Genomic DNA, 22,275 nt, shown 5'->3' on the forward strand with positions numbered 1-22,275 from the left:
CCACACCGGTCCAGCCGAGGTCGAGCCGGACGACGGCCCCCGGCCCTGGCCCTGGCCCGTCGTCCTATATCCAGTCCTCGGGCTCCGGCTCCGCGTCCATCTCGGGCCAGTCGTCCGGCTCCTCGTTGCCCGGGCCGGAGGCCCGAGACGGGGCCGGCGAGGGCGCGTCGGTCGCCGGGGCCGCTCCGGGCGGCGCGCTCAGCGACGCGAGCACCCCGAGCACCCCTTCGCCGTAGGTCGCGAGCTTCTTCTCGCCCACCCCGCTGATCCCGCCGAGCTCCCGCACCGACGCCGGCCACGCCAGGGCGATCTCCCGCAGCGTCGCGTCGTGGAAGATGACGTACGCCGGGACGCCCTGCTCACGCGCCTGCTCGGCCCGCCAGGCGCGCAGGGCCTCGAACGCCGGCAGCAGTTCCTCGGGCAGCTCGGCGGCGACGGCCTTGCCCTTGCGATCGCCCCGCCCGGAGCCAGTGGAGGAGGACCCCGACCGGGAGGACACCGGCTTCTTCGGCTCCTTGCGCAGCGGCACCTCCCGCTCCCGCCGCAGCACCGCCCCGCTGGCCTCGGTCAGCACCAGCGTGCCGTAGTCGCCCTCCACCGCGAGCAGTCCCTGGGCGAGCAACTGCCGTATCACGCCCCGCCATTCGCCCTCGGTGAGGTCTTCCCCGATGCCGAACACCGACAGCTGGTCGTGGTCGAACTGGATGACCTTGGCGGTGCGCTTGCCCAGCAGGATGTCGACGATCTGCACTGCGCCGAACTTCTGCCCCCGCTCCCGCTGCAGCCGCACCACCGTCGAGAGCACCTTCTGGGCGGCGACCGTGCCGTCCCAGGTCTCCGGCGGGGCCAGGCACGTGTCGCAGTTGCCGCAGCCGGCCGGGTCCGGGTCCTGGCCGAAGTAGGCCAGGAGCTGGCTCCGGCGGCACTGGGCCGTCTCGCACAGCGCCAGCATCGAGTCGAGGTGGGCCTGGGCCCGCCGCCGGAAGGCCTCGTCGCCCTCGCCGGACTGGATCAGCTTGCGCTGCTGGATGACGTCGTTGAGCCCGTAGGCCATCCACGCCGTCGACGGCAGTCCGTCGCGGCCGGCCCGGCCCGTCTCCTGGTAGTAGCCCTCGACCGACTTGGGCAAGTCGAGGTGGGCGACGAAACGGACGTCCGGCTTGTCGATGCCCATGCCGAAGGCGATGGTCGCCACCACGACCAGGCCGTCCTCACGCAGGAAGCGGGACTGGTGGGCCGCGCGCGTCCCCGCGTCCAGGCCCGCGTGGTAGGGCACGGCCTCGATGCCGTTGCGGCTGAGGAACTCGGCGGTCTTCTCCACCGAGTTGCGTGACAGGCAGTAGACGATGCCCGCGTCGCCCGCGTGCTCCTCGCGCAGGAACGCCAGCAGCTGCTTCTTCGGGTCGGCCTTGGGCACGATCCGGTACTGGATGTTGGGCCGGTCGAAGCTGGCCACGAAGTGGCGGGCCGACGGCATGTTCAGCCGCTCGGTGATCTCCCGGTGGGTGGCCCGCGTGGCCGTGGCCGTGAGCGCGATCCGTGGTACGTCAGGCCAGCGCTCGCCGAGCAGCGACAGCGCCAGGTAGTCGGGCCGGAAGTCGTGGCCCCACTGGGAGACGCAGTGCGCCTCGTCGATGGCGAAGAGGGAGATCTTGCCGCGGGAGAGCAGATCGAGGGTGCTCTCCAGCCGCAGCCGCTCCGGCGCCAGATACAGCAGGTCCAGCTCGCCGGCGAGGAACTCGGCCTCCACCATCCGGCGCTCGTCGAAGTCCTGCGTGGAGTTCATGAACCCGGCCCGCACGCCCAGGGCCCGCAGCGCGTCCACCTGGTCCTGCATCAGGGCGATGAGCGGCGAGACGACCACGCCCGTGCCCGGCCTGACCAGGGACGGGATCTGGTAGCACAGCGACTTGCCGCCGCCGGTGGGCATGAGCACGACGGCGTCGCCGCCGGCGACCACGTGCTCGATGACCGCTTCCTGCTCGCCGCGGAAGGCGCCGTAGCCGAAGACCCGGTGCAGGGCGGTCAGCGCCTCGCTCGCGTCGGCACCGAGCGGCCCGGCCGGACCGTCGCCGGTGGCGGACCCGCCGCCCGTCCCGGCATCGGCACCGGTCACCGTGTCCCGTTCCGTCATCACACCCGTCCCGCCCGTCGCGCCCATCGTTGCGTCCCCCGTGCGTCGCGCCTCGACCACTGCGTCCACCATAGGCGCCCGTACCGACAGTCCCGGAGTTGTCCACAGGTCCCGCCCGATGGAGACAGCGACCCACACTCCCGTTCGAATATGCGGAGAGGGCTCACCCCGGACACGCGCGAAAGGGCCCGCCCCGGACACGCGAAGGGGCCTGCCCCAGGCACGCGAAGGAGCCCGGCTCCCCGCGGAAGCCGGGCCCCATGCTCACGGAGACGCTCAGCGGACGAACACGCCCGCCTGTCCCGCCAGGTCCAGGAAGTACTGCGGGGCCACACCGAGCACCAGCGTGACCGCCACACCGACGCCGATCGCCGTCATGGTCAGCGGCGACGGCACGGCCACCGTCGGACCCTCGGGCCGCGGCTCGCTGAAGAACATCAGCACGATGACCCGGATGTAGAAGAACGCCGCGATCGCCGAGGAGATCACACCGATGACGACGAGCGGGGCGGCCCCGCCCTCCGCCGCCGCCTTGAACACGGCGAACTTCCCGGAGAAGCCGGACGTCAGCGGAATGCCGGCGAAGGCCAGCAGGAACACCGCGAACACAGCCGCCACCAGCGGCGAACGCCGACCCAGCCCCGCCCACTTGGACAGGTGCGTCGCCTCACCGCCCGCGTCGCGCACCAGCGTGACCACCGCGAAGGCGCCGATCGTCACGAACGAGTACGCGGCCAGGTAGAACAGGACGGACGAGACGCCGTCCGGCGTGGTCGCGATGACACCCGCGAGGATGAACCCGGCGTGTGCGATCGACGAGTACGCCAGCAGGCGCTTGATGTCGGTCTGCGTGATCGCGACGATCGCTCCGCCCAGCATGGTGACGATCGCCACGGCCCACATCACCGGCCGCCAGTCCCAGCGCAGGCCGGGCAGTACGACGTACAGCACCCGCAGGAGCGCGCCGAAGGCCGCCACCTTGGTCGCCGCCGCCATGAAGCCGGTCACCGGGGTCGGCGCGCCCTGGTAGACGTCCGGTGTCCACATGTGGAAGGGCACCGCGCCCACCTTGAACAGCAGGCCCATCACCAGCAGCGCGGCGCCGACCAGCAGCAGCGCGTCGTTGCCCATGGTGTCGGCGAGCGCCGGGTTGACGTCCTGGACGGTGCCGTCGACGACCTGCGCGATCGTCGCGTACGACATCGAGCCCGCGTAGCCGTAGAGCAGCGCGATGCCGAACAGGGTGAACGCGGAGGCGAACGCGCCGAGCAGGAAGTACTTGACCGCAGCCTCCTGCGACATGAGCCGCTTGCGGCGGGCCAGGGCGCACAGCAGGTACAGCGGCAGGGAGAAGACCTCCAGGGCCACGAACAGCGTCAGCAGGTCGTTGGCCGCCGGGAAGATCAGCATGCCGGCCACGGCGAACATCAGCAGCGGGAACACCTCGGTGGTGGTGAACCCGGCCTTGACCGCGGCCTTCTCGCTCTCGCTGCCCGGCACGGACGCGGCCTGCGCGGCGAAGGAGTCCACCCGGTTGCCGTGCGCCACCGGGTCCAGACGCCGCTCGGCGAAGGTGAACAGCCCGACCAGGGCCGCCAGCAGGATCGTGCCCTGCAGGAACAGGGCGGGTCCGTCGACGGCGATCGCGCCCATCGCCGCGATGCGCGCCTTGGTCGTGCCGTAGCCGTCGGCCGCCAGGGCGACGACCGCGGCGAAGGCGGCCGCGAGGGCCACGACGGAGACGAACATCTGGACGTAATAGCGGGATTTGCGCGGGACGAACGCCTCGACCAGGATCCCGACGATCGCCGCTCCCACGACGATCAGGGTGGGCGCCAGTTGTCCGTACTCGAACTTCGGCGCGTCGATCTTGGTGATCGGGTCGGCCGCGATTGTCCACAGGCTGTGGACGGCTGATGCGCTCACTTGGCCGCCTCCACCTCGGGCTGGGGGTCCTTCTTCTGAACGTCGGACATGGTCTGCTCCACCGCGGGGTTGACGATGTCCGTGACGGGCTTCGGGTAGACGCCCAGGAAGATCAGCAGCCCGACCAGCGGGGCGACCACCACGAGCTCCCGCACCCTCAGGTCGGGCATGGCGCTGACCTCCGGTTTCACCGGGCCCGTCATCGTCCGCTGGTAGAGGACGAGGGTGTAGAGCGCGGCGAGGACGATGCCGAAGGTGGCAATGATGCCGATCACCGGATAGCGCGTGAACGTGCCGACCAGGACCAGGAACTCACTGACGAACGGCGCCAGGCCCGGCAGCGACAGCGTCGCGAGGCTGCCGATCAGGAACGTGCCGGCGAGCACCGGAGCGACCTTCTGCACGCCGCCGTAGTCGGCGATGAGCCGCGAGCCGCGCCGGGAGATCAGGAAGCCCGCGACCAGCATCAGCGCGGCCGTCGAGATGCCGTGGTTGATCATGTACAGCGTCGCGCCGGACTGGCCCTGGCTGGTCATCGCGAAGATGCCCATGATGATGAAGCCGAAGTGGGAGATCGACGCGTAGGCCACCAGCCGCTTGATGTCCCGCTGGCCGACCGCGAGCAGCGCCCCGTAGATGATGCTGATCAGCGCCAGGACGAGGATCGCGGGTGTGGCCCACTTGCTGGCCTCCGGGAAGAGCTGGAGGCAGAAGCGGAGCATCGCGAAGGTGCCGACCTTGTCGACGACCGCCGTGATGAGGACCGCGACCGGGGCCGTCGACTCCTGCATGGCGTTGGGCAGCCAGGTGTGCAGCGGCCACAGCGGCGCCTTCACCGCGAAGGCGAAGAAGAAGCCGAGGAACAGCCAGCGCTCGGTGCCGGTCGCCATGTCGAGCGTGCCGTTGGCCCGGGCCTCGGCGATCTCCTGCAGCGAGAAGTTCCCGGCGACCACGTACAGGCCGATCACCGCGGCCAGCATGATCAGACCGCCGGCCAGGTTGTAAAGGAGGAACTTCACCGCGGCGTACGAGCGTTGTGTCGCCGCCGCCTTCTCGCCGTGCTCGTGGGCACGGTCCCCGAAGCCGCCGATGAGGAAGTACATCGGGATGAGCATGGCTTCGAAGAAGATGTAGAAGAGGAAGACGTCGGTGGCCTCGAAGGAGAGGATCACCATCGCCTCGACGGCCAGGATCAGGGCGAAGAAGCCCTGCGTCGGCCGCCACCGGCTGCTGCCGGTCTCCAGGGGGTCGGCGTCGTGCCAGCCCGCGAGGATGATGAAGGGGATGAGCAGGGCGGTCAGCGCGATGAGCGCCACGCCGATGCCGTCCACGCCCAGTTCGTAGCGGACGCCGAAGTCGGCGATCCAGGCGTGGGACTCGGTGAGCTGGTAGCGGTCGCCGCCCGGGTCGAAGCGGACCAGGACGACGATCGCCAGGACGAGCGTGGCGAGCGAGAAGAGCAGCGCCAGCCACTTGGCGGCGGTGCGCTTCGCGGCCGGGACGGCGGCCGTGGCGATCGCCCCGATCGCCGGGAGCGCCGCTGTCGCTGTCAGCAGAGGAAAGGACATCGGTATCAGACCGCCCTCATCAGCAGGGTCGCGGCGACGATGACCGCCGCGCCGCCGAACATCGAGACCGCGTAGGAGCGGGCGAAGCCGTTCTGCAGCTTGCGCATCCGCCCGGAGAGGCCGCCGACCGAGGCCGCCGTGCCGTTGACGACGCCGTCGACCAGGGTGTGGTCGACGTAGACCAGGGACCGCGTGAGGTGCTCGCCGCCGCGGACCAGGACGACGTGGTTGAAGTCGTCCTGAAGCAGGTCGCGGCGGGCGGCCCGGGTGAGCAGCGAGCCGCGCGGGGCGACGGCCGGGACCGGGCGGCGGCCGTACTGCGCCCAGGCGAGGGCCACGCCGATGACCATCACGGCGACCGTGGACAGCGTGACCGTGAGGGCGCTGACCGGCGGGTTGCCGTGGTCGTGTCCGGTGATCGGCTCCAGCCAGTGCACGAACCGGTCGCCGATGCTGAAGAACGCACCGCCGAACACCGAGCCGACGGCCAGCACGATCATGGGGATCGTCATGATCCTGGGCGACTCGTGCGGGTGCGGCGGGGTGTACTCGCCGCCCGTCTCGGCCGCGGGTTCCACGTCCGGCTCGGCCGGGGACGGCGTCGGGGCGTGGCGCCAGCGCTCCTCGCCGAAGAACGTCATCAGCATCACGCGCGTCATGTAGAACGCGGTGATGGCCGCGCCGAGCAGGGCGCAGGCGCCGAGGATCCAGCCCTCGGTGCCGCCCTTGGCGAACGCGGCCTCGATGATCTTGTCCTTGGAGAAGAAGCCGGACAGGCCCGGGAAGCCGATGATCGCCAGATAGCCGAGGCCGAAGGTGATGAACGTGACCGGCATGTACTTCCGCAGGCCGCCGTACCTCCTCATGTCGACCTCGTCGTTCATGCCGTGCATGACCGAACCGGCGCCGAGGAAGAGACCGGCCTTGAAGAAGCCGTGCGTCACCAGGTGCATGATCGCGAAGACGTAGCCGATGGGGCCGAGGCCCGCGGCGAGGATCATGTAGCCGATCTGCGACATGGTCGAGCCGGCCAGGGCCTTCTTGATGTCGTCCTTCGCGCAACCGACGATCGCACCGAACAGGAGCGTGACCGCGCCGACGATCGTGACTACCAGCTGTGCGTCCGGGGCGCCGTTGAAGACGGCCGCGGAGCGGACGATCAGGTAGACGCCCGCCGTCACCATCGTCGCGGCGTGGATGAGGGCCGAGACCGGGGTCGGGCCCTCCATGGCGTCCCCGAGCCAGGACTGCAGCGGCACCTGGGCGGACTTGCCGCAGGCGGCGAGCAGCAGCATCAGGGCGATCGCGGTCAGCTTGTCCTCACCGGCGGCACCGGCGAGTCCGGCCTCCCCGTGGTCGCCGAGCACCGGCCCGAAGGCGAAGGTGCCGAACCACAGGAACATCAGCATGATCGCGATGGACAGGCCCATGTCGCCGACGCGGTTGACCAGGAAGGCCTTCTTCGCGGCCGTGGCGGCGCTGGGCTTGTGCTGCCAGAAGCCGATCAGCAGGTAGGAGGCGAGACCGACGCCCTCCCAGCCGACGTACAGCAGCAGGTAGTTGTCGGCGAGGACGAGGATCAGCATCGCCGCGAGGAACAGGTTCAGATAGCCGAAGAAGCGGCGGCGCCGCTCGTCGTGCTCCATGTACCCGACGGAGTACAGGTGGATCAGCGATCCGACGCCCGTGATCAGCAGGACGAACGTCATGGACAGCTGGTCGAGCTGGAAGGCGACGTCCGCCTGGAAGCCCTCGACCGGGATCCAGCTGAACAGGTGCTGGCTCATGACGCGGTTCTCGGCGTCCCGGGCGAGCATGTCGCTGAACAGCACCAGGCCGAGCACGAAGGAGACGGCCGCGAGCAGCGTGCCGAGCCAGTGGCCGACGGCGTCCAGCCGGCGTCCGCCGCACAGCAGGACCGCCGCTCCGAGCAGGGGCGCCGCCACCAGCAGCGCAATCAGGTTCTCCACGATTCTCCCGACCCCTTACAGCTTCATCAGGCTGGCGTCGTCGACCGAGGCCGAGTGGCGGGCACGGAACAGGGACACGATGATCGCGAGCCCCACCACGACCTCCGCGGCGGCGACGACCATCGTGAAGAAGGCGATGATCTGGCCGTCGAGGTTGCCGTGCATCCGGGAGAAGGCGACGAACGCGAGGTTGCAGGCGTTGAGCATGAGCTCGATGCACATGAACACCACGATCGCGTTGCGCCTGATCAGCACGCCGGTGGCGCCGATCGTGAACAGCAGGGCCGCGAGATAGAGGTAGTTGACCGGGTTCACTTCGATGCCTCCTCGGGCCGCTTGAACGTGGCCGGTTCGACGGCCTTCCGCTCCAGGCGCTCCTCGGCCCGCTGCTCCAGGGCCTTGAGGTCGTTGAGCGCCTCCTGCGACACGTCCCGGATCTGGCCGCGCTCGCGCAGCGTCTTGCTGACGGTGAGGTCGGAGGGGGTGCCGTCGGGCAGCAGACCCGCGATGTCGACCGCGTTGTGCCGGGCGTACACACCCGGTGCCGGCAGGGGCGGCAGCTGCTTGCCCGACCGGACGCGCTCCACGGCGAGCTCCCGCTGCGTCTTGGCCCGCTCGGTGCGCTCGCGGTGGGTGAGCACCATGGCGCCGACGGCGGCCGTGATGAGCAGGGCGCCGGTGATCTCGAACGCGAAGACGTACTTGGTGAAGATGAGGGCGGCGATGCCCTCCACGTTGCCCCCGGCGTTCGCCTGGCCGATGCCGTTGAACTCCGTCAGGGAGGCGTTGCCGATCCCGCCGATCAGCAGCACGCCGAACCCGAGTCCGCACAGCAGGGCCAGCCAGCGCTGGCCCTTGATGGTCTCCTTCAGGGAGTCCGCCGCGGTGACGCCGACGAGCATCACCACGAACAGGAACAGCATCATGATCGCGCCGGTGTAGACGACGATCTGCACGACGCCCAGGAAGTAGGCGCCGTTGGCGAGGTAGAACACCGCCAGGATGATCATGGTCCCGGCGAGACAGAGCGCGCTGTGCACGGCCCGCCTCATCAGGATGGTGCACAGGGCGCCGATCACCGCGACCGTGCCGAGGATCCAGAACTGGACGGCCTCTCCGGTGGAGGTGGAGTAGGCGGCGAGCTGGGCGGTCATCGGCCGATCACCTTCTCCGACGCCGGTTCCGTCCCGCCGAAGGTCGAGTCGGCCTCCTGCACGACTTCGCCCTTGGAGTGGGCGACCTGCCGCTCGGTGCCGGGCGCGGCCTCCGTCACCAGGCCGCGGTAGTAGTCCTGTTCGTCCGTGCCCGGGTAGATGGCGTGGGGGGTGTCGACCATGCCCTCCTCCAGGCCCGCGAGCAGCTGCTCCTTGGTGTAGATGAGGTTGGCGCGGCTGGAGTCGGCCAGCTCGAACTCGTTGGTCATGGTCAGCGCGCGCGTGGGGCAGGCCTCGATGCACAGGCCGCACAGGATGCAGCGGGCGTAGTTGATCTGGTAGACGCGGCCGTACCGCTCGCCGGGCGAGTAGCGCTCCTCGTCCGTGTTGTCCGCGCCCTCGACGTAGATCGCGTCGGCGGGGCAGGCCCAGGCGCACAGTTCACAGCCGACGCACTTCTCCAGGCCGTCCGGATGGCGGTTGAGCTGGTGCCGTCCGTGGAAGCGCGGGGCCGTGGTCTTCGGCTGCTCGGGGTACTGCTCGGTCAGCCGCTTCTTGAACATGGCCTTGAAGGTCACGCCGAAGCCGGCCACCGGGTTCATGAAACCGGGCTTGGTGTCCTTCGGTTCCTCGGCCTGCGAACGCTCGATTTCCTCAGCCATCGGACGCCTCCTTTCCATCCGTAGATCCGCCCAGAGATCCGTCACTGTGAGTATCGGGCCCACCACTGACAATCAACTCCCGCTCACGGCGCGAGGGCCGTCGCGGAACCGGCGGAAGTTCCTGTCCGGGCAGGGGCGGTACGGGGAATCCGCCCGCCATCGGGTCGAAGGCGGCCGGGGCCTCGGCCGGCTGCTCGGCCTGCTTGGTCTTCTCGCGGAACATGTCGGCCACGAAGGAGAGCAGCAGCAGGGCGAGGACGGCGCCGCCGACGTAGAGGGCGATGTCGGCGAAGTCGTAGCCCTCGTTGCGCAGGGCCCGGACACTGGCGACGAGCATCAGCCAGACCAGCGAGACCGGGATGAGGACCTTCCAGCCGAGCTTCATCAGCTGGTCGTAGCGGACGCGCGGGAGGGTGCCGCGGATCCAGATGAACATGAACAGCAGCAGCTGGACCTTGACGGTGAACCACAGCAGCGGCCACCAGCCGTGGTTGGCGCCCTCCCAGAAGGTGCTGATGGGCCAGGGGGCCCGCCAGCCGCCGAGGAAGAGCGTGGTGGCGACGGCCGAGACGGTGACCATGTTGACGTACTCGGCGAGCATGAACATCGCGAACTTGATCGACGAGTACTCGGTGTTGAAGCCGCCGACCAGGTCGCCCTCGGACTCCGGCATGTCGAAGGGGGCGCGGTTGGTCTCGCCGACCATGGTGACGATGTAGAGGATGAAGGAGACCGGCAGCAGCAGGACGTACCAGCGGTCGGTCTGCCCCTCGACGATCGTCGACGTCGACATCGACCCCGAGTAGAGGAACACGGAGGCGAAGGCGGCGCCCATCGCGATCTCGTAGGAGATCATCTGCGCGCAGGAGCGCAGGCCGCCCAGCAGCGGGTAGGTCGAGCCGGAGCTCCAGCCCGCCAGGACGATGCCGTAGATGCCGACCGAGGCGACCGCGAGGATGTAGAGCATCGCGATCGGCAGGTCGGTGAGCTGCATCGTGGTGCGCTGGCCGAAGATCGAGATCTCGTTGCCGGCCGGGCCGAAGGGGATCACCGCGATCGCCATGAAGGCCGGGATGGCCGCGATGACCGGCGCGAGGACGTACACCGCCTTGTCCGCCCGCTTGACGATCACGTCTTCCTTCAGCATCAGCTTGATGCCGTCGGCGAGCGACTGGAGCATGCCCCAGGGGCCGTGCCGGTTGGGGCCGATGCGCAGCTGCATCCAGGCGACGACCTTGCGCTCCATGACGATGGAGACCAGCACGGTCACCATCAGGAAGGCGAAGCAGAACACCGCCTTGATGACGACCAGCCACCAGGGGTCGGTGCCGAACATCGAGAGGTCTTCAGCGGCGAAGTACGACGGGCTCATGCCTCCACCTCCTTGGGGGCCTCGCCGGCGAGGGTCGCCGGGCCGATGCGGACGAGGGAGCCGGGCCGCGCCCCGGTGTCGGAGGCGACGCCGCCGCCGGCGGAGTTCAGCGGGAGCCACACCACCCGGTCGGGCATGTCGCTGATCTGCAGCGGGAATGCGACGGCGCCCTCGGGGCCGGTGACCGACAGGAGGTCGCCGTCCTTGACGCCCGCCTCGGCGGCCGTGGCGGCCGACACGCGCGCGCGTGCGGCGTGCCGCGTTCCGGCCAGGGCCTCGTCGCCCTGCTGCAGCACGCCCTGGTCGAGCAGGAGCCGGTGCCCGGCGAGCACGGCCTCCCCGGCGGCCGGGCGGGGCAGCGCGCCCGCCCTCTCCAGGGGCTCGGTGGCCCGCGGGCCGTCCCAGGGGCCGAGCCGGTCGATCTCCGCGCGCACGGTGCGCAGATCGGGCAGTCCGAGGTGGACGTCCATGGCGTCGGCGAGCATCTGCAGCACGCGCGCGTCGGTGGGCGCGAGGGTGCGGGTCATCTGGTCGGGCTTGAGCGCGGCCTCGAAGAAGCGGACCCGGCCTTCCCAGTTGAGGAAGGTGCCGGCCTTCTCGGCGACCGCGGCGACCGGCAGGACCACGTCGGCCTTGCGGGAGACCTCGCTGGGCCGCAGCTCCAGCGAGACCAGGAAGCCCACCTCGTCGAGCGCGGCACGCGCGCGTGCCGGGTCGGGCAGGTCGGCGATCTCCACGCCCGCCACGAGGAGGGCCTGGAGCTCTCCGGTCGCGGCGGCCTCGACGATCTCGCCGGTGTCGCGGCCGTAGCGGTGCGGCAGGCCGGCGACGCCCCAGACGGCGGCGACCTCGTCCCGCGCGCGCGGGTCGGTGGCCGGGCGCCCGCCCGGCAGCAGCGAGGGCAGCGCGCCCGCCTCGACCGCGCCGCGCTCCCCGGCCCGGCGCGGGATCCACACCAGCCGGGCTCCGGTCGCGGCGGCGGTGCGCACGGCGGCCGTCAGACCGCCGGCCACCGCGGCCAGCCGCTCGCCGACGACGATCACCGCGCCCTCGGCGCGCAGCGCCTCGGCGGCGCGGGCACCCTCGTCCGCCAGGCCGACACCGCTCGCGAGCGCGTCCAGCCACTCGGTCTCGGTGCCGGGCGCCGCCGGGAGCAGGGTGCCGCCGGCCTTCTCCAGGCCGCGCGTGGTGTGCGTGGCGAGCGAGAAGGTCTTCTGCCCGTGCTTGCGCCAGGCCTTGCGCAGCCGCAGGAAGACGCCGGGCGCCTCCTCCTCCGCCTCGAAGCCGACCAGCAGGACCGCCGGGGCCTTCTCCAGCGCGGTGTAGGTGACGCCCGTGCCGTCGAGGTCCCGGCCGCGCCCGGCGATCTGCGCGGCGAGGAAGTCGGCCTCCTCACTGCTGTGCACGCGCGCGCGGAAGTCGATGTCGTTGGTGTCGAGCGCCACGCGCGCGAACTTGCTGTACGCGTAGGCGTCCTCGACGGTGAGGCGGCCGCCGGTCAGGACGCCGGTGCGGCCCCGGGAGGCGAGCAGCCCCTGGGCCGCGATCTGCACGGCCTCCGGCCAGGAGGCCGGTTCCAGCTCGCCCTCGGCGTTGCGCACCAGGGGCGTCTGCAGCCGGTCACGCTGCTGGGCGTACCGGAAGGCGAACCGCCCCTTGTCGCAGATCCACTCCTCGTTGACCTCGGGGTCGTTCGCCGCGAGCCGCCGCATGACCTTGCCGCGCCGGTGGTCGGTGCGCGTGGCGCAGCCGCCGGAGCAGTGCTCGCACACCGACGGGGAGGAGACCAGGTCGAAGGGGCGGGAGCGGAATCGGTACGCCGCCGAGGTCAGCGCTCCCACGGGGCAGATCTGGATGGTGTTGCCGGAGAAGTACGACTCGAACGGGTCGCCCTCGCCGGTGCCGACCTGCTGGAGCGCGCCCCGCTCGATCAGCTCGATCATCGGGTCGCCCGCGACCTGGTTGGAGAACCGGGTGCAGCGGGCGCACAGCACGCACCGCTCGCGGTCGAGCAGCACCTGCGTGGAGATCGGGACGGGCTTCTCGTAGGTCCGCTTGCGGCCGTCGAAGCGGGACTCGGCGTCACCGTGCGACATGGCCTGGTTCTGCAGCGGGCACTCGCCGCCCTTGTCGCAGACCGGGCAGTCCAGCGGGTGGTTGATGAGCAGGAGCTCCATCACACCCTTCTGGGCCTTCTCCGCGACCGGGGAGCTGAGCTGGGTCTTGACGACCATGCCGTCGGTGCAGGTGATGGTGCAGGAGGCCATCGGCTTGCGCTGGCCCTCGACCTCGACGATGCACTGGCGGCAGGCGCCGGCCGGGTCCAGGAGGGGGTGGTCGCAGAACCGGGGGATCTCGATGCCGAGCTGTTCGGCGGCCCGGATGACCAGGGTGCCCTTGGGCACGCTGATCTCGGCGCCGTCGATCGTCAGCGACACGAGGTTCTCCGGCGGGACCGCCGCCTCTCCCCCGCCGGAGGGAGAGCTGGTGGTCACGGTCATGCGTTCACCTCCGTGCGGTCGGCCCAGGCCGTCGACTTGGCCGGGTCGAAGGGGCAGCCCCGGCCCGTGATGTGCTGCTCGTACTCCTCGCGGAAGTACTTGAGCGAGGAGAAGATCGGCGAGGCGGCGCCGTCGCCGAGGGCGCAGAAGGACTTGCCGTTGATGTTGTCGGCGATGTCGTTCAGCTTGTCGAGGTCGGACATCTGTCCCTTGCCGGCCTCGATGTCGCGCAGCAGCTGCACGAGCCAGTAGGTCCCCTCACGGCAGGGCGTGCACTTGCCGCAGGACTCGTGGGCGTAGAACTCGGTCCAGCGCGTGACGGCACGGACCACGCAGGTCGTCTCGTCGAAGCACTGGAGGGCTTTCGTGCCGAGCATGGAACCCGCGGCGCCCACTCCTTCGTAGTCAAGGGGGACGTCGAGGTGCTCGTCGGTGAACATCGGGGTCGAGGAGCCGCCCGGCGTCCAGAACTTCAGGCGGTGCCCGGGGCGCATGCCGCCGCTCATGTCGAGGAGCTGGCGGAGCGTGATCCCGAGCGGCGCCTCGTACTGACCGGGGCTGGCGACGTGGCCGGAGAGGGAGTACAGGGTGAAGCCGGGCGACTTCTCGCTGCCCATCGACCGGAACCAGTCCTTGCCCCGGTTCATGATCGCGGGAACCGACGCGATCGATTCGACGTTGTTCACCACAGTCGGGCACGCGTAGAGGCCCGCGACGGCGGGGAAGGGGGGACGGAGCCGCGGTTGACCCCGGCGGCCTTCGAGCGAGTCGAGCAGTGCGGTCTCCTCACCGCAGATGTACGCGCCCGCCCCGGCGTGCACGGTGATGTCGAGGTCGAGTCCGCTGTCCAGGATGTTCTCGCCGAGGAAGCCCGCCGCGTACGCCTCGCGTACGGCCGAGTGCAACCGCCGCAGCACGGGGACGACTTCACCACGGAGATAGATGAAGGCGTGCGAGGACCTGATGGCGTAGCACGCGATGATCATGCCCTCGATGAGGCTGTGCGGGTTCGCGAAGAGGAGCGGGATGTCCTTGCACGTCCCGGGCTCCGACTCGTCGGCGTTGACAACGAGATAGTGCGGCTTGCCGTCCCCCTGGGGAATGAACTGCCACTTCATCCCGGTGGGGAATCCCGCGCCGCCGCGTCCGCGCAGACCGGACTCCTTGACGTAGGCGATCACGTCGTCCGGCGACATGGCGAGCGCCTTACGCAGCCCCTCGTATCCGTCGTGCCGCCGGTACACGTCCAGCGTCCAGGACTCGTCCTCGTCCCAGAAGGCCGACAGCACCGGTGCGAGCAGCTTCTCGGGGCTCATGTCTTTCAGCTCGGGTGCCAAGGTCATCACTCCCCCTCCTCGGCTGCGGGCCCGGCCGGGTGGGCCGGGTCGGAGGCCGACGTGTCCTGCGGCGCGTCGTGCGAGCTCAAGTGCTCCGTCGGTGACGGGTCGTGCGGTGCCCCGGTGCGGGCCGCCTCGCCGCGCGGGTGCACCACGCGCGCGGCGGACGCCTCGCCCTTGGCGAGCTTGAGGCCGACCAGGGAGGCCGGTCCGGCGCTGCCCCCGGACTCCACGGCGCCGTCCCGCTCGTCGGGGAAGCCGGCCAGGATCCGGGCGGTGTCCTTGAAGGTGCACAGCGGCGCCCCGCGCGTGGGCGTGACCGGGCGGCCCGCGCGCAGGTCGTCGACGAGACGCTTGGCGCTGGAGGGGGTCTGGTTGTCGAAGAACTCCCAGTTGACCATCACGACCGGCGCGAAGTCGCAGGCCGCGTTGCACTCGATGTGCTCCAGCGTGACCTTGCCGTCGTCGGTGGTCTCGCCGTTGCCGACGCCGAGGTGCTCCTGGAGCTCCTCGAAGATGGCGTCCCCGCCCATGACGGCGCACAGGGTGTTGGTGCACACCCCGACCTGGTAGTCCCCGCTGGGACGGCGCCGGTACATGGTGTAGAAGGTCGCGACGGCGGTGACCTCGGCCGTGGTCAGGCCGAGCACGTCCGCGCAGAACCGCATGCCGGTGCGCGTGACGTGGCCCTCCTCCGACTGCACGAGGTGCAGCAGCGGCAGGAGGGCGGAGCGGGAGTCCGGGTAGCGGGCGATGATCTCGCGCGCGTCGGTCTCCAGCCGGGCCCGGACGTCGTCCGGGTAGGCGGGTGCGGGCAGTTCGGGCATGCCCAGGCTGACGCCCCGCTCGGAAGAAGAGGTGGTCACCGGTCGACGCCTCCCATCACGGGGTCGATGGACGCGACGGCGACGATGACGTCGGCGACCTGGCCGCCTTCGCACATCGCCGCCATCGCCTGAAGGTTGGTGAAGGACGGGTCGCGGAAGTGGACCCGGTAGGGGCGGGTGCCGCCGTCGGAGACGACGTGCACCCCGAGCTCGCCCTTGGGCGACTCGACCGCCGCGTAGGCCTGTCCCGGCGGGACGCGGAAGCCCTCGGTGACCAGCTTGAAGTGGTGGATCAGGGCCTCCATGGAGGTGCCCATGATCTTCTTGATGTGGTCGAGGGAGTTGCCGAGCCCGTCGGGGCCCAGGGCGAGCTGGGCGGGCCAGGCGATCTTCTTGTCGGCGACCATGACCGGGCCGGGCTGCAGCCGGTCCAGGCACTGCTCGACGATCCTCAGCGACTGGCGCATCTCCTCCAGGCGGATCAGGAAGCGGCCGTAGGCGTCGCAGGTGTCGGCGGTCGGGACGTCGAAGTCGTACGTCTCGTAGCCGCAGTACGGCTGGGCCTTGCGCAGGTCGTGCGGCAGGCCGGTGGAGCGCAGGATCGGACCCGTGGCGCCGAGGGCCATGCAGCCGGCCAGGTCGAGGTAGCCGATGTCCTGCATGCGGGCCTTGAAGATGGGGTTCCCGGTGGCGAGCTTGTCGTACTCCGGGAGGTTCTTCTTCATCTTCTTCACGAACTCGCGGATCTGGTCCACGGCGCCGGGCGGCAGGTCCTGGGCGAGGCCGCCGGGGCGGATGTACGCGTGGTTCATCCGCAGGCCGGTGATCAGCTCGTAGATGTCGAGAATGAGTTCACGATCACGGAATCCGTAGATCATGATCGTCGTGGCGCCGAGTTCCATGCCGCCGGTGGCGATGCACACCAGGTGCGAGGACAGGCGGTTCAGCTCCATCAGGAGCACGCGGATGATGGAGGCGCGGTCGGGGATCTGGTCCTCGATGCCGAGCAGCTTCTCGACGCCGAGGCAGTACGCCGTCTCGTTGAAGAACGGCGTCAGGTAGTCCATGCGCGTCACGAACGTGGTGCCCTGCGTCCACGTGCGGTACTCGAGGTTCTTCTCGATGCCGGTGTGCAGATAACCGATTCCGCAGCGGGCCTCGGTGACGGTCTCGCCCTCGATCTCCAGGATCAGGCGGAGCACGCCGTGCGTGGACGGGTGCTGCGGGCCCATGTTGACGACGATGCGCTCGTCGTCGGCGCGGGCCGCGGACTGGACGACCTCGTCCCAGTCGCCGCCGGTGACCGTGTAGACGGTGCCTTCGGTGGTCTCCCGAGGGGAGGCGTGCGAAGTGCTCATGAGTACGACCTCCGCTGGTCCGGAGCCGGGATCTGGGCGCCCTTGTACTCGACGGGGATGCCGCCGAGGGGGTAGTCCTTGCGCTGCGGGAAGCCCTGCCAGTCGTCCGGCATCATGATCCGCGTCAGGGCCGGGTGGCCGTCGAAGACGATCCCGAAGAAGTCGTAGGTCTCGCGCTCGTGCCAGTCGTTGGTCGGATAGACCTCGAACAGGGACGGGATGTGCGGGTCGCCGTCGGGGGCGCTGACCTCCAGGCGGATCACCCGGTTGTGGGTGATCGAGCGCAGGTGGTAGACGGCGTGCAGCTCGCGGCCCTTGTCGTGCGGGTAGTGCACGCCGCTGACGCCGGTGCACAGCTCGAAGCGCAGGGCCGGGTCGTCGCGCAGGGTGCGGGCGACGCGGACGAGGTGCTCGCGCTCGATGTGGAAGGTCAGCTCGTCGCGGTCGACGACCGTCTTCTCGATGGCGTTGTCCGGGAGCAGGCCCTGCTCCTCCAGAGCCCCCTCCAGTTCGTCGGCGACCTCGTCGAACCAGCCGCCGTAGGGGCGGGTCGCCGGTCCCGGGAGCCGGACCGAGCGGACCAGGCCGCCGTAGCCGGAGGTGTCGCCGCCGTTGTTCGCGCCGAACATGCCGCGCTGGACGCGGATCTCCTCGCCGCCCTGGCCGCGCTGGCCCGGGAGGTTCTCCGCGGAGAGGTCCTTCTCGGGATTGACACCGTTGCCGTTCGCGTCGCTCATCGCAGCAGCCCCTTCATCTCGATCGTGGGCAGGGCCTTGAGCGCCGCCTCCTCCGCCTCGCGGGCCGCCTCCTCGGCGTTCACGCCGAGCTTGGAGGACTGGATCTTCTGGTGGAGCTTGAGGATGGCGTCCATGAGCATCTCCGGCCGTGGCGGGCAGCCGGGGAGGTAGATGTCGACCGGCACGATGTGGTCGACGCCCTGGACGATCGCGTAGTTGTTGAACATGCCGCCGGAGGAGGCACAGACCCCCATGGAGATCACCCACTTGGGGTTCGGCATCTGGTCGTAGACCTGCCGCAGCACCGGCGCCATCTTCTGGCTGACCCGGCCGGCGACGATCATCAGGTCCGCCTGGCGCGGCGAGCCCCGGAAGACCTCCATGCCGAAGCGCGCCAGGTCGTAGCGGCCGGCGCCGGTGGTCATCATCTCGATGGCGCAACAGGCGAGGCCGAACGTGGCGGGGAAGACCGACGCCTTGCGCACCCAGCCCGCGGCCTGCTCGACGGTGGTCAGCAGGAAGCCGCTCGGCAGCTTTTCTTCGAGTCCCATGACTTGTGGCCCCTCAGTCCCATTCCAGGCCGCCGCGCCGCCATACGTACGCGTACGCGACGAAGACGGTGAGCACGAAGAGCAGCATCTCCACGAGCCCGAAAATCCCCAGGGCGTCGAAGGTGACGGCCCAGGGGTAGAGGAAGACGATCTCGATGTCGAAGACGATGAAGAGCATCGCCGTCAGGTAGTACTTGATGGGGAAGCGCCCGCCGCCGGCCGGCGTGGGGGTCGGCTCGATACCGCACTCGTAGGCCTCGAGCTTGGCCCGGTTGTACCGCTTGGGCCCGATCAACGTGGCCATGACCACGGAGAAGATCGCAAAGCCTGCCCCGAGGGCTCCCAGTACGAGGATGGGCGCATAAGCGTTCACCGCTCCTCGCTCCTCTCAGTCGGCACTGACTGCTGGCGGTTAGCGTCGGGCTCACGTCCGCCCCAGCAGCCCCGCGAACCCCGCCCGCCCCGGCGAAGATCGGGAACATGTGAAGCAGGTCACAAGCCCAACCGCGTGCATCTTATGCCCGACGCTCTGTGATCTGCGACACGGGGTATTGCACAAGCTTTGTGATCTCCACCACCTGACGATCGATCATGAAGTCGGATGAGCGGTGATCTTCACACGCGAAGCGTCCGAGTGATCACCAGAGGTGACATTTTGGCTCGTCAGCGCAGCTCGGAGGGCGCGTCTCCATATCAAGAGAGTTCGCGTGCATGCAAATTGGCGGTGGACTCGGTCTCTTGATAGAGGCGCGTTCACACCTCCGGGGGTGTACGGGGCGAGGTGTGGACGCGTGAGTACGTTCACGATCTTCGCGGGGCCGTGATCCGGCCGTGACCGACGCGCCGGTGACGCCACCCCCGGGGCAACCGTTCCGTGACGTCCGCCACATTGATGAGAGCTGCGTGAGAACGGGGCTTGGCCAATCAACCCAACGAATGGTAGGCGCGGGGCAATTCGGGCGTATTGATCAAACACCGTGATCACAGGCCGGTCACAGGGCGCCCGCAATGTCCGTTACGGCGTCAATAAAGGGCCTCGTTCGGGGTTTTTGGGCCCCGCGTTGAACAACTGTGGCGCAGCACACGTTTCTTGAAGATATGAAGGAGCCCCTGGTACCGGTTGTTCCCATGTCCCACACCGCTCACATACGCAGCCACCGGAAGCCCCGCCGCAGCGCGACCTCTTCGATCGCCATGCGTGCCGGAGTTGCCGGTGGCGTTCTCAGCATGGCAGCGGCGGGTGCGTCGGCCTCGGCGAACGCCGCCGAGCCGGTGACGCAGACCATCGAACTGCCCACCCTGACGGCCGACATGTCCGCCGCGGTCGCCCAGTCCGCGGCCGCCACGCAGCAGGCCGCCGCGAACTACGAGCTGCGCGCAGAGCGTGACGCGGCCGCCGCCAAGGCCGCCGCGGAGGCCAAGAAGGACCTCGCCGAGGCGAAGAAGAAGGCCGAGGCCAAGAAGAAGGCCGCCGAGGCCGCCCGCAAGGCCGCCGCCGAGCGTGCCGAGCGCAGCGCCGAGCGTGCCACCCTCTCCGCCTCCGCCTCCGCCTCCACCTCCACGTCGGTCTCGGCGCCCGCCAGCGGCAGCGTCGCCACCGTCATCGCCTTCCTCAAGGCGCAGGTGGGCGACGCCTACGTCATGGGCGCCACCGGTCCCAACGCCTGGGACTGCTCCTCCCTCGTGCAGGCCGCGTACAAGCAGGTGGGTGTGGACCTGCCGCGCGTCTCGCAGGACCAGTCGATGGCCGGCACGGACGTGCCGCTCTCCAGCGTCCAGGTCGGCGACATCCTGTACTGGGGCGGCAAGGGCTCCGCGTACCACGTGGGTGTCTACATCGGTAACGGCCAGTACCTGGACGCGGCCAACCCGTCCAAGGGCGTCGTCATCCAGGACCTGTCGGGCTACCCGGCGTCGGGCGCGGTGCGCGTCCTCTGACGTCATCTCACCACTGATGCATACATAAACGGGCAAGAGGGCCGCTGCCACCGTTCGGCAACGGCCCTCCCGGCCTGTCCGGGCCCGCCCCGCACACCCCGGCACGCCCACACGCCCCTCCAGGGCCCCTGTGAGCGCCTCGCCGGGGTCCGGCGCATCCGGGCGGCCCGAGTCGGCGTCGCGGCCCGCCGACGCCCTTCAGGGACTCCGGCCCCGGCGACGGGACGACTCCGGGCCTACTCGCGCCCTATGCCCGAATTGTTCGCGCCCGGCGGCGCCTTGACGGCGGGTCCGGCACATCGCCCGGCGCGACGAGGTGTACGCGCGCCGGGCCGTCGGTGTGGTCGCCCCGGGCGGCGGGTCAGGCCTTCGGCGCGACCTTGCTCAGGCCGTTGATGATCCGGTCCATCGCGTCGCCGCCCGTCGGGTCGGTGAGGTTCGCGAGGAGCTTCAGCGTGAACTTCATCAGCAGCGGGTGCGTGAGGCCGCGCTGGGCGGCGATCTGCATGACCTTGGGGTTGCCGATGAGCTTCACGAAGGCGCGGCCGAGGGTGTAGTAGCCGCCGTAGGTGTCCTTCAGGACGCGCGGGTAGCGCTGGAGGGCCAGCTCCCGGCCGGCCGGGGTGGAGCGCGCGTGGGCCTGGACGATGACGTCGGCCGCGATCTGGCCGGACTCCATGGCGTAGGCGATGCCCTCGCCGTTGAAGGGGTTCACCAGGCCGCCGGCGTCGCCGACGAGCAGCAGGCCCTTGGTGTAGTGCGGCTGGCGGTTGAAGGCCATGGGGAGCGCGGCGCCGCGGATCGGGCCGGTCATGTTGTCCGGGGTGTAGCCCCAGTCCTCCGGCATGGAGGCGCACCAGGCCTTCAGGACCTCGCGCCAGTCCAGTTCCTTGAAGGACTCGGAGGTGTTGAGCACGCCCAGTCCGACGTTGGAGGTGCCGTCGCCCATGCCGAAGATCCAGCCGTAGCCGGGCAGGAGGCGGTCCTGGGGGCCGCGGCGGTCCCACAGTTCCAGCCAGGACTCCAGGTAGTCGTCCTCGTGGCGGGGGCTGGTGAAGTACGTGCGGACCGCCACGCCCATCGGGCGGTCCTCGCGGCGGTGCAGGCCCATCGCGAGGGAGAGCCGGGTGGAGTTGCCGTCGGCGGCGACGACCAGCGGGGCGTGGAAGGTGACCTCGCGCTTCTCCTCGCCGAGCTTGGCGTGCACGCCGGTGATGCGGCCCGTGCGGTCGTCGACGACCGGCGCGCCCACGTTGCACTTCTCGAACAGCCGGGCACCGGCCTTCTGGGCCTGCCGGGCGAGCTGCTCGTCGAAGTCGTCGCGCTTGCGGACCAGGCCGTAGTCGGGGAAGGAGGCGAGATCCGGCCAGTCGAGCTGGAGGCGCACTCCCCCGCCGATGATCCGCAGACCCTTGTTGCGCAGCCAGCCGGCCTCTTCCGAGATGTCGATGCCCATCGCCACGAGCTGCTTGACGGCGCGCGGGGTCAGGCCGTCGCCGCAGACCTTCTCGCGCGGGAACTCGGTCTTCTCCAGGAGCAGTACGTCGAGCCCGGCCTTGGCGAGGTGGTACGCGGTGGTGGAGCCGGCTGGCCCCGCGCCGACGACGATGACATCGGCGGTGTTTTCGGAGAGGGGCTCGGTCACGGCGGGATCTCCCCAAGGTTCGAAATCTGCGTGCCGACCGGCACAGGACACGGGCAGTCTATTCAGCGCACTTGATCACCCGGCCGAAGGGCCGCCCCCGGCGCGACACGTCCGGTGACGCTCGGTAGTCGACTGTCACAGAAAGACACCTGTCGCTTCCGGCCGCCGCGGGGCCGGAGTTACCCTTCCTGTACCGCTGGGGGTGACATCTGTGCACATATCCCACAAAACACCCGAGGTGCGGGTACCGCGCCTGGTCGGTCTGATGGCCGTGGACGCCCGCGAGACGGCCCGGGCGCAGGGACTGTTCCTCAACGCGCCGGACCGGCCCGACTTCCATCTCGCCGTGGTCGACTACGTCGTCCGCCAGTACCCGCAGCCCGGTGCCGAGGTGCCGCGGGACTCGATGGTCTACGTCTGGTTCGACTTCGGGCCGGGCGAGGGCGGCGGAGGCGTACACGAGCCGCGCGTCCCGAGACCGCCCCGGGGCGGACTGCAACGGGAGCTGGACGAACCGGGCGACCCGTACATGGTGCTCAGCGACCGCTAGGACCCGTCGTCCGGATCAGGTCGCAGGAAGCCGGCAGTGCTGGTC

18 protein-coding genes are annotated in these 22,275 nt (G+C 69.9%); 2 read left to right on the forward strand and 16 right to left on the reverse strand.

The window, feature by feature from the left end:
* Positions 1–64: 64 nt before the first annotated feature.
* The 15 genes from recQ to CHR28_RS29035 form a co-directional block, all read right to left on the reverse strand.
* Positions 65–2,161: a DNA helicase RecQ gene (gene recQ / locus CHR28_RS28965; RefSeq protein WP_094056658.1), complete on the reverse strand. Its 2,097-nt coding sequence runs from the start codon at positions 2,159–2,161 to the stop codon at positions 65–67.
* 249 nt (positions 2,162–2,410) lie between these two features.
* Positions 2,411–4,060 (reverse strand): NADH-quinone oxidoreductase subunit NuoN, encoded by a 1,650-nt coding sequence (gene nuoN / locus CHR28_RS28970; protein WP_094056659.1) that lies wholly within the window; start codon positions 4,058–4,060, stop codon positions 2,411–2,413.
* Positions 4,057–5,628 (reverse strand): NADH-quinone oxidoreductase subunit M, encoded by a 1,572-nt coding sequence (locus CHR28_RS28975; RefSeq protein ID WP_094056660.1) that lies wholly within the window; start codon positions 5,626–5,628, stop codon positions 4,057–4,059. The genes nuoN and CHR28_RS28975 overlap by 4 nt, the downstream gene beginning before the upstream one ends.
* A gap of 5 nt (positions 5,629–5,633) precedes the next feature.
* Positions 5,634–7,598, reverse strand: coding sequence for an NADH-quinone oxidoreductase subunit L (gene nuoL, locus CHR28_RS28980; protein WP_094056661.1), 1,965 nt, complete (start codon positions 7,596–7,598; stop codon positions 5,634–5,636).
* A 15-nt stretch (positions 7,599–7,613) separates the two neighbouring features.
* A complete protein-coding gene (gene nuoK, locus CHR28_RS28985) occupies positions 7,614–7,913 on the reverse strand; it encodes an NADH-quinone oxidoreductase subunit NuoK (protein WP_003992252.1) in 300 nt (99 codons plus the stop codon).
* Complete coding sequence (locus tag CHR28_RS28990) at positions 7,910–8,752, reverse strand: NADH-quinone oxidoreductase subunit J (protein ID WP_094056662.1); 843 nt, start codon at positions 8,750–8,752, stop codon at positions 7,910–7,912. Before CHR28_RS28990 ends, nuoK begins: the two co-directional genes overlap by 4 nt.
* Positions 8,749–9,414: an NADH-quinone oxidoreductase subunit NuoI gene (nuoI, locus tag CHR28_RS28995; protein WP_094056663.1), complete on the reverse strand. Its 666-nt coding sequence runs from the start codon at positions 9,412–9,414 to the stop codon at positions 8,749–8,751. The genes CHR28_RS28990 and nuoI overlap by 4 nt, the downstream gene beginning before the upstream one ends.
* Positions 9,407–10,786, reverse strand: a complete 1,380-nt coding sequence (gene nuoH, locus CHR28_RS29000; protein WP_094056664.1) for an NADH-quinone oxidoreductase subunit NuoH — start codon at positions 10,784–10,786, stop codon at positions 9,407–9,409. Before nuoH ends, nuoI begins: the two co-directional genes overlap by 8 nt.
* A complete protein-coding gene (locus tag CHR28_RS29005; RefSeq protein ID WP_094056665.1) occupies positions 10,783–13,287 on the reverse strand; it encodes an NADH-quinone oxidoreductase subunit G in 2,505 nt (834 codons plus the stop codon). Before CHR28_RS29005 ends, nuoH begins: the two co-directional genes overlap by 4 nt.
* A complete protein-coding gene (gene nuoF, locus CHR28_RS29010) occupies positions 13,284–14,630 on the reverse strand; it encodes an NADH-quinone oxidoreductase subunit NuoF (protein ID WP_094056666.1) in 1,347 nt (448 codons plus the stop codon). Before nuoF ends, CHR28_RS29005 begins: the two co-directional genes overlap by 4 nt.
* On the reverse strand, positions 14,630–15,490 hold the full coding sequence (nuoE, locus tag CHR28_RS29015) for an NADH-quinone oxidoreductase subunit NuoE (RefSeq protein WP_094056667.1): 861 nt from the start codon (positions 15,488–15,490) through the stop codon (positions 14,630–14,632). The genes nuoF and nuoE overlap by 1 nt, the downstream gene beginning before the upstream one ends.
* A complete protein-coding gene (locus CHR28_RS29020; RefSeq protein ID WP_094056668.1) occupies positions 15,487–16,809 on the reverse strand; it encodes an NADH-quinone oxidoreductase subunit D in 1,323 nt (440 codons plus the stop codon). The genes nuoE and CHR28_RS29020 overlap by 4 nt, the downstream gene beginning before the upstream one ends.
* The gene (locus tag CHR28_RS29025) at positions 16,806–17,546 is read right to left on the reverse strand and encodes an NADH-quinone oxidoreductase subunit C (protein WP_094056669.1); all 741 of its coding nucleotides are present in this window, start codon (positions 17,544–17,546) and stop codon (positions 16,806–16,808) included. Before CHR28_RS29025 ends, CHR28_RS29020 begins: the two co-directional genes overlap by 4 nt.
* Positions 17,543–18,097: a NuoB/complex I 20 kDa subunit family protein gene (locus CHR28_RS29030; protein WP_007383964.1), complete on the reverse strand. Its 555-nt coding sequence runs from the start codon at positions 18,095–18,097 to the stop codon at positions 17,543–17,545. The genes CHR28_RS29025 and CHR28_RS29030 overlap by 4 nt, the downstream gene beginning before the upstream one ends.
* Before the next feature lie 13 nt (positions 18,098–18,110).
* A complete protein-coding gene (locus CHR28_RS29035) occupies positions 18,111–18,470 on the reverse strand; it encodes an NADH-quinone oxidoreductase subunit A (RefSeq protein WP_003992243.1) in 360 nt (119 codons plus the stop codon).
* A gap of 725 nt (positions 18,471–19,195) precedes the next feature.
* Between CHR28_RS29035 and CHR28_RS29040 the strand changes: the two genes are divergently transcribed.
* Complete coding sequence (locus tag CHR28_RS29040) at positions 19,196–20,035, forward strand: C40 family peptidase (RefSeq protein WP_094056670.1); 840 nt, start codon at positions 19,196–19,198, stop codon at positions 20,033–20,035.
* A gap of 361 nt (positions 20,036–20,396) precedes the next feature.
* Here CHR28_RS29040 and CHR28_RS29045 read toward each other — a convergent pair whose 3' ends face one another.
* Entirely contained in the window at positions 20,397–21,680 is a 1,284-nt protein-coding gene (locus tag CHR28_RS29045; protein ID WP_094056671.1) for a geranylgeranyl reductase family protein, read from the reverse strand.
* Between the two features lie 238 nt (positions 21,681–21,918).
* Between CHR28_RS29045 and CHR28_RS29050 the strand changes: the two genes are divergently transcribed.
* Positions 21,919–22,230 carry a PASTA domain-containing protein gene (locus CHR28_RS29050; protein ID WP_094056672.1) on the forward strand — a complete coding sequence of 104 codons (312 nt, stop codon included), beginning with the start codon at positions 21,919–21,921 and terminating at the stop codon, positions 22,228–22,230.
* The last annotated feature ends 45 nt before the right edge of the window (positions 22,231–22,275 follow it).

Origin of the sequence: Streptomyces sp. XY006, from assembly GCF_002237655.1 — a bacterium.
Taxonomy (GTDB): domain Bacteria; phylum Actinomycetota; class Actinomycetes; order Streptomycetales; family Streptomycetaceae; genus Streptomyces; species Streptomyces levis.

Excerpts from the sequence above, each read along its gene's own strand:
- recQ (WP_094056658.1), bottom strand. The coding sequence starts at position 2,161 with ATGGGCGCGACGGGCGGGACGGGTGTGATGACGGAACGGGACACGGTG.
- CHR28_RS28975 (WP_094056660.1), bottom strand. The coding sequence starts at position 5,628 with ATGTCCTTTCCTCTGCTGACAGCGACAGCGGCGCTCCCGGCGATCGGG.
- CHR28_RS28990 (WP_094056662.1), bottom strand. The coding sequence starts at position 8,752 with ATGACCGCCCAGCTCGCCGCCTACTCCACCTCCACCGGAGAGGCCGTC.
- nuoI (WP_094056663.1), bottom strand. The coding sequence starts at position 9,414 with ATGGCTGAGGAAATCGAGCGTTCGCAGGCCGAGGAACCGAAGGACACC.
- nuoH (WP_094056664.1), bottom strand. The coding sequence starts at position 10,786 with ATGAGCCCGTCGTACTTCGCCGCTGAAGACCTCTCGATGTTCGGCACC.
- CHR28_RS29005 (WP_094056665.1), bottom strand. The coding sequence starts at position 13,287 with ATGACCGTGACCACCAGCTCTCCCTCCGGCGGGGGAGAGGCGGCGGTC.
- nuoF (WP_094056666.1), bottom strand. The coding sequence starts at position 14,630 with ATGACCTTGGCACCCGAGCTGAAAGACATGAGCCCCGAGAAGCTGCTC.
- CHR28_RS29020 (WP_094056668.1), bottom strand. The coding sequence starts at position 16,809 with ATGAGCACTTCGCACGCCTCCCCTCGGGAGACCACCGAAGGCACCGTC.
- CHR28_RS29025 (WP_094056669.1), bottom strand. The coding sequence starts at position 17,546 with ATGAGCGACGCGAACGGCAACGGTGTCAATCCCGAGAAGGACCTCTCC.
- CHR28_RS29030 (WP_007383964.1), bottom strand. The coding sequence starts at position 18,097 with ATGGGACTCGAAGAAAAGCTGCCGAGCGGCTTCCTGCTGACCACCGTC.
- CHR28_RS29040 (WP_094056670.1), top strand. The coding sequence starts at position 19,196 with ATGAAGGAGCCCCTGGTACCGGTTGTTCCCATGTCCCACACCGCTCAC.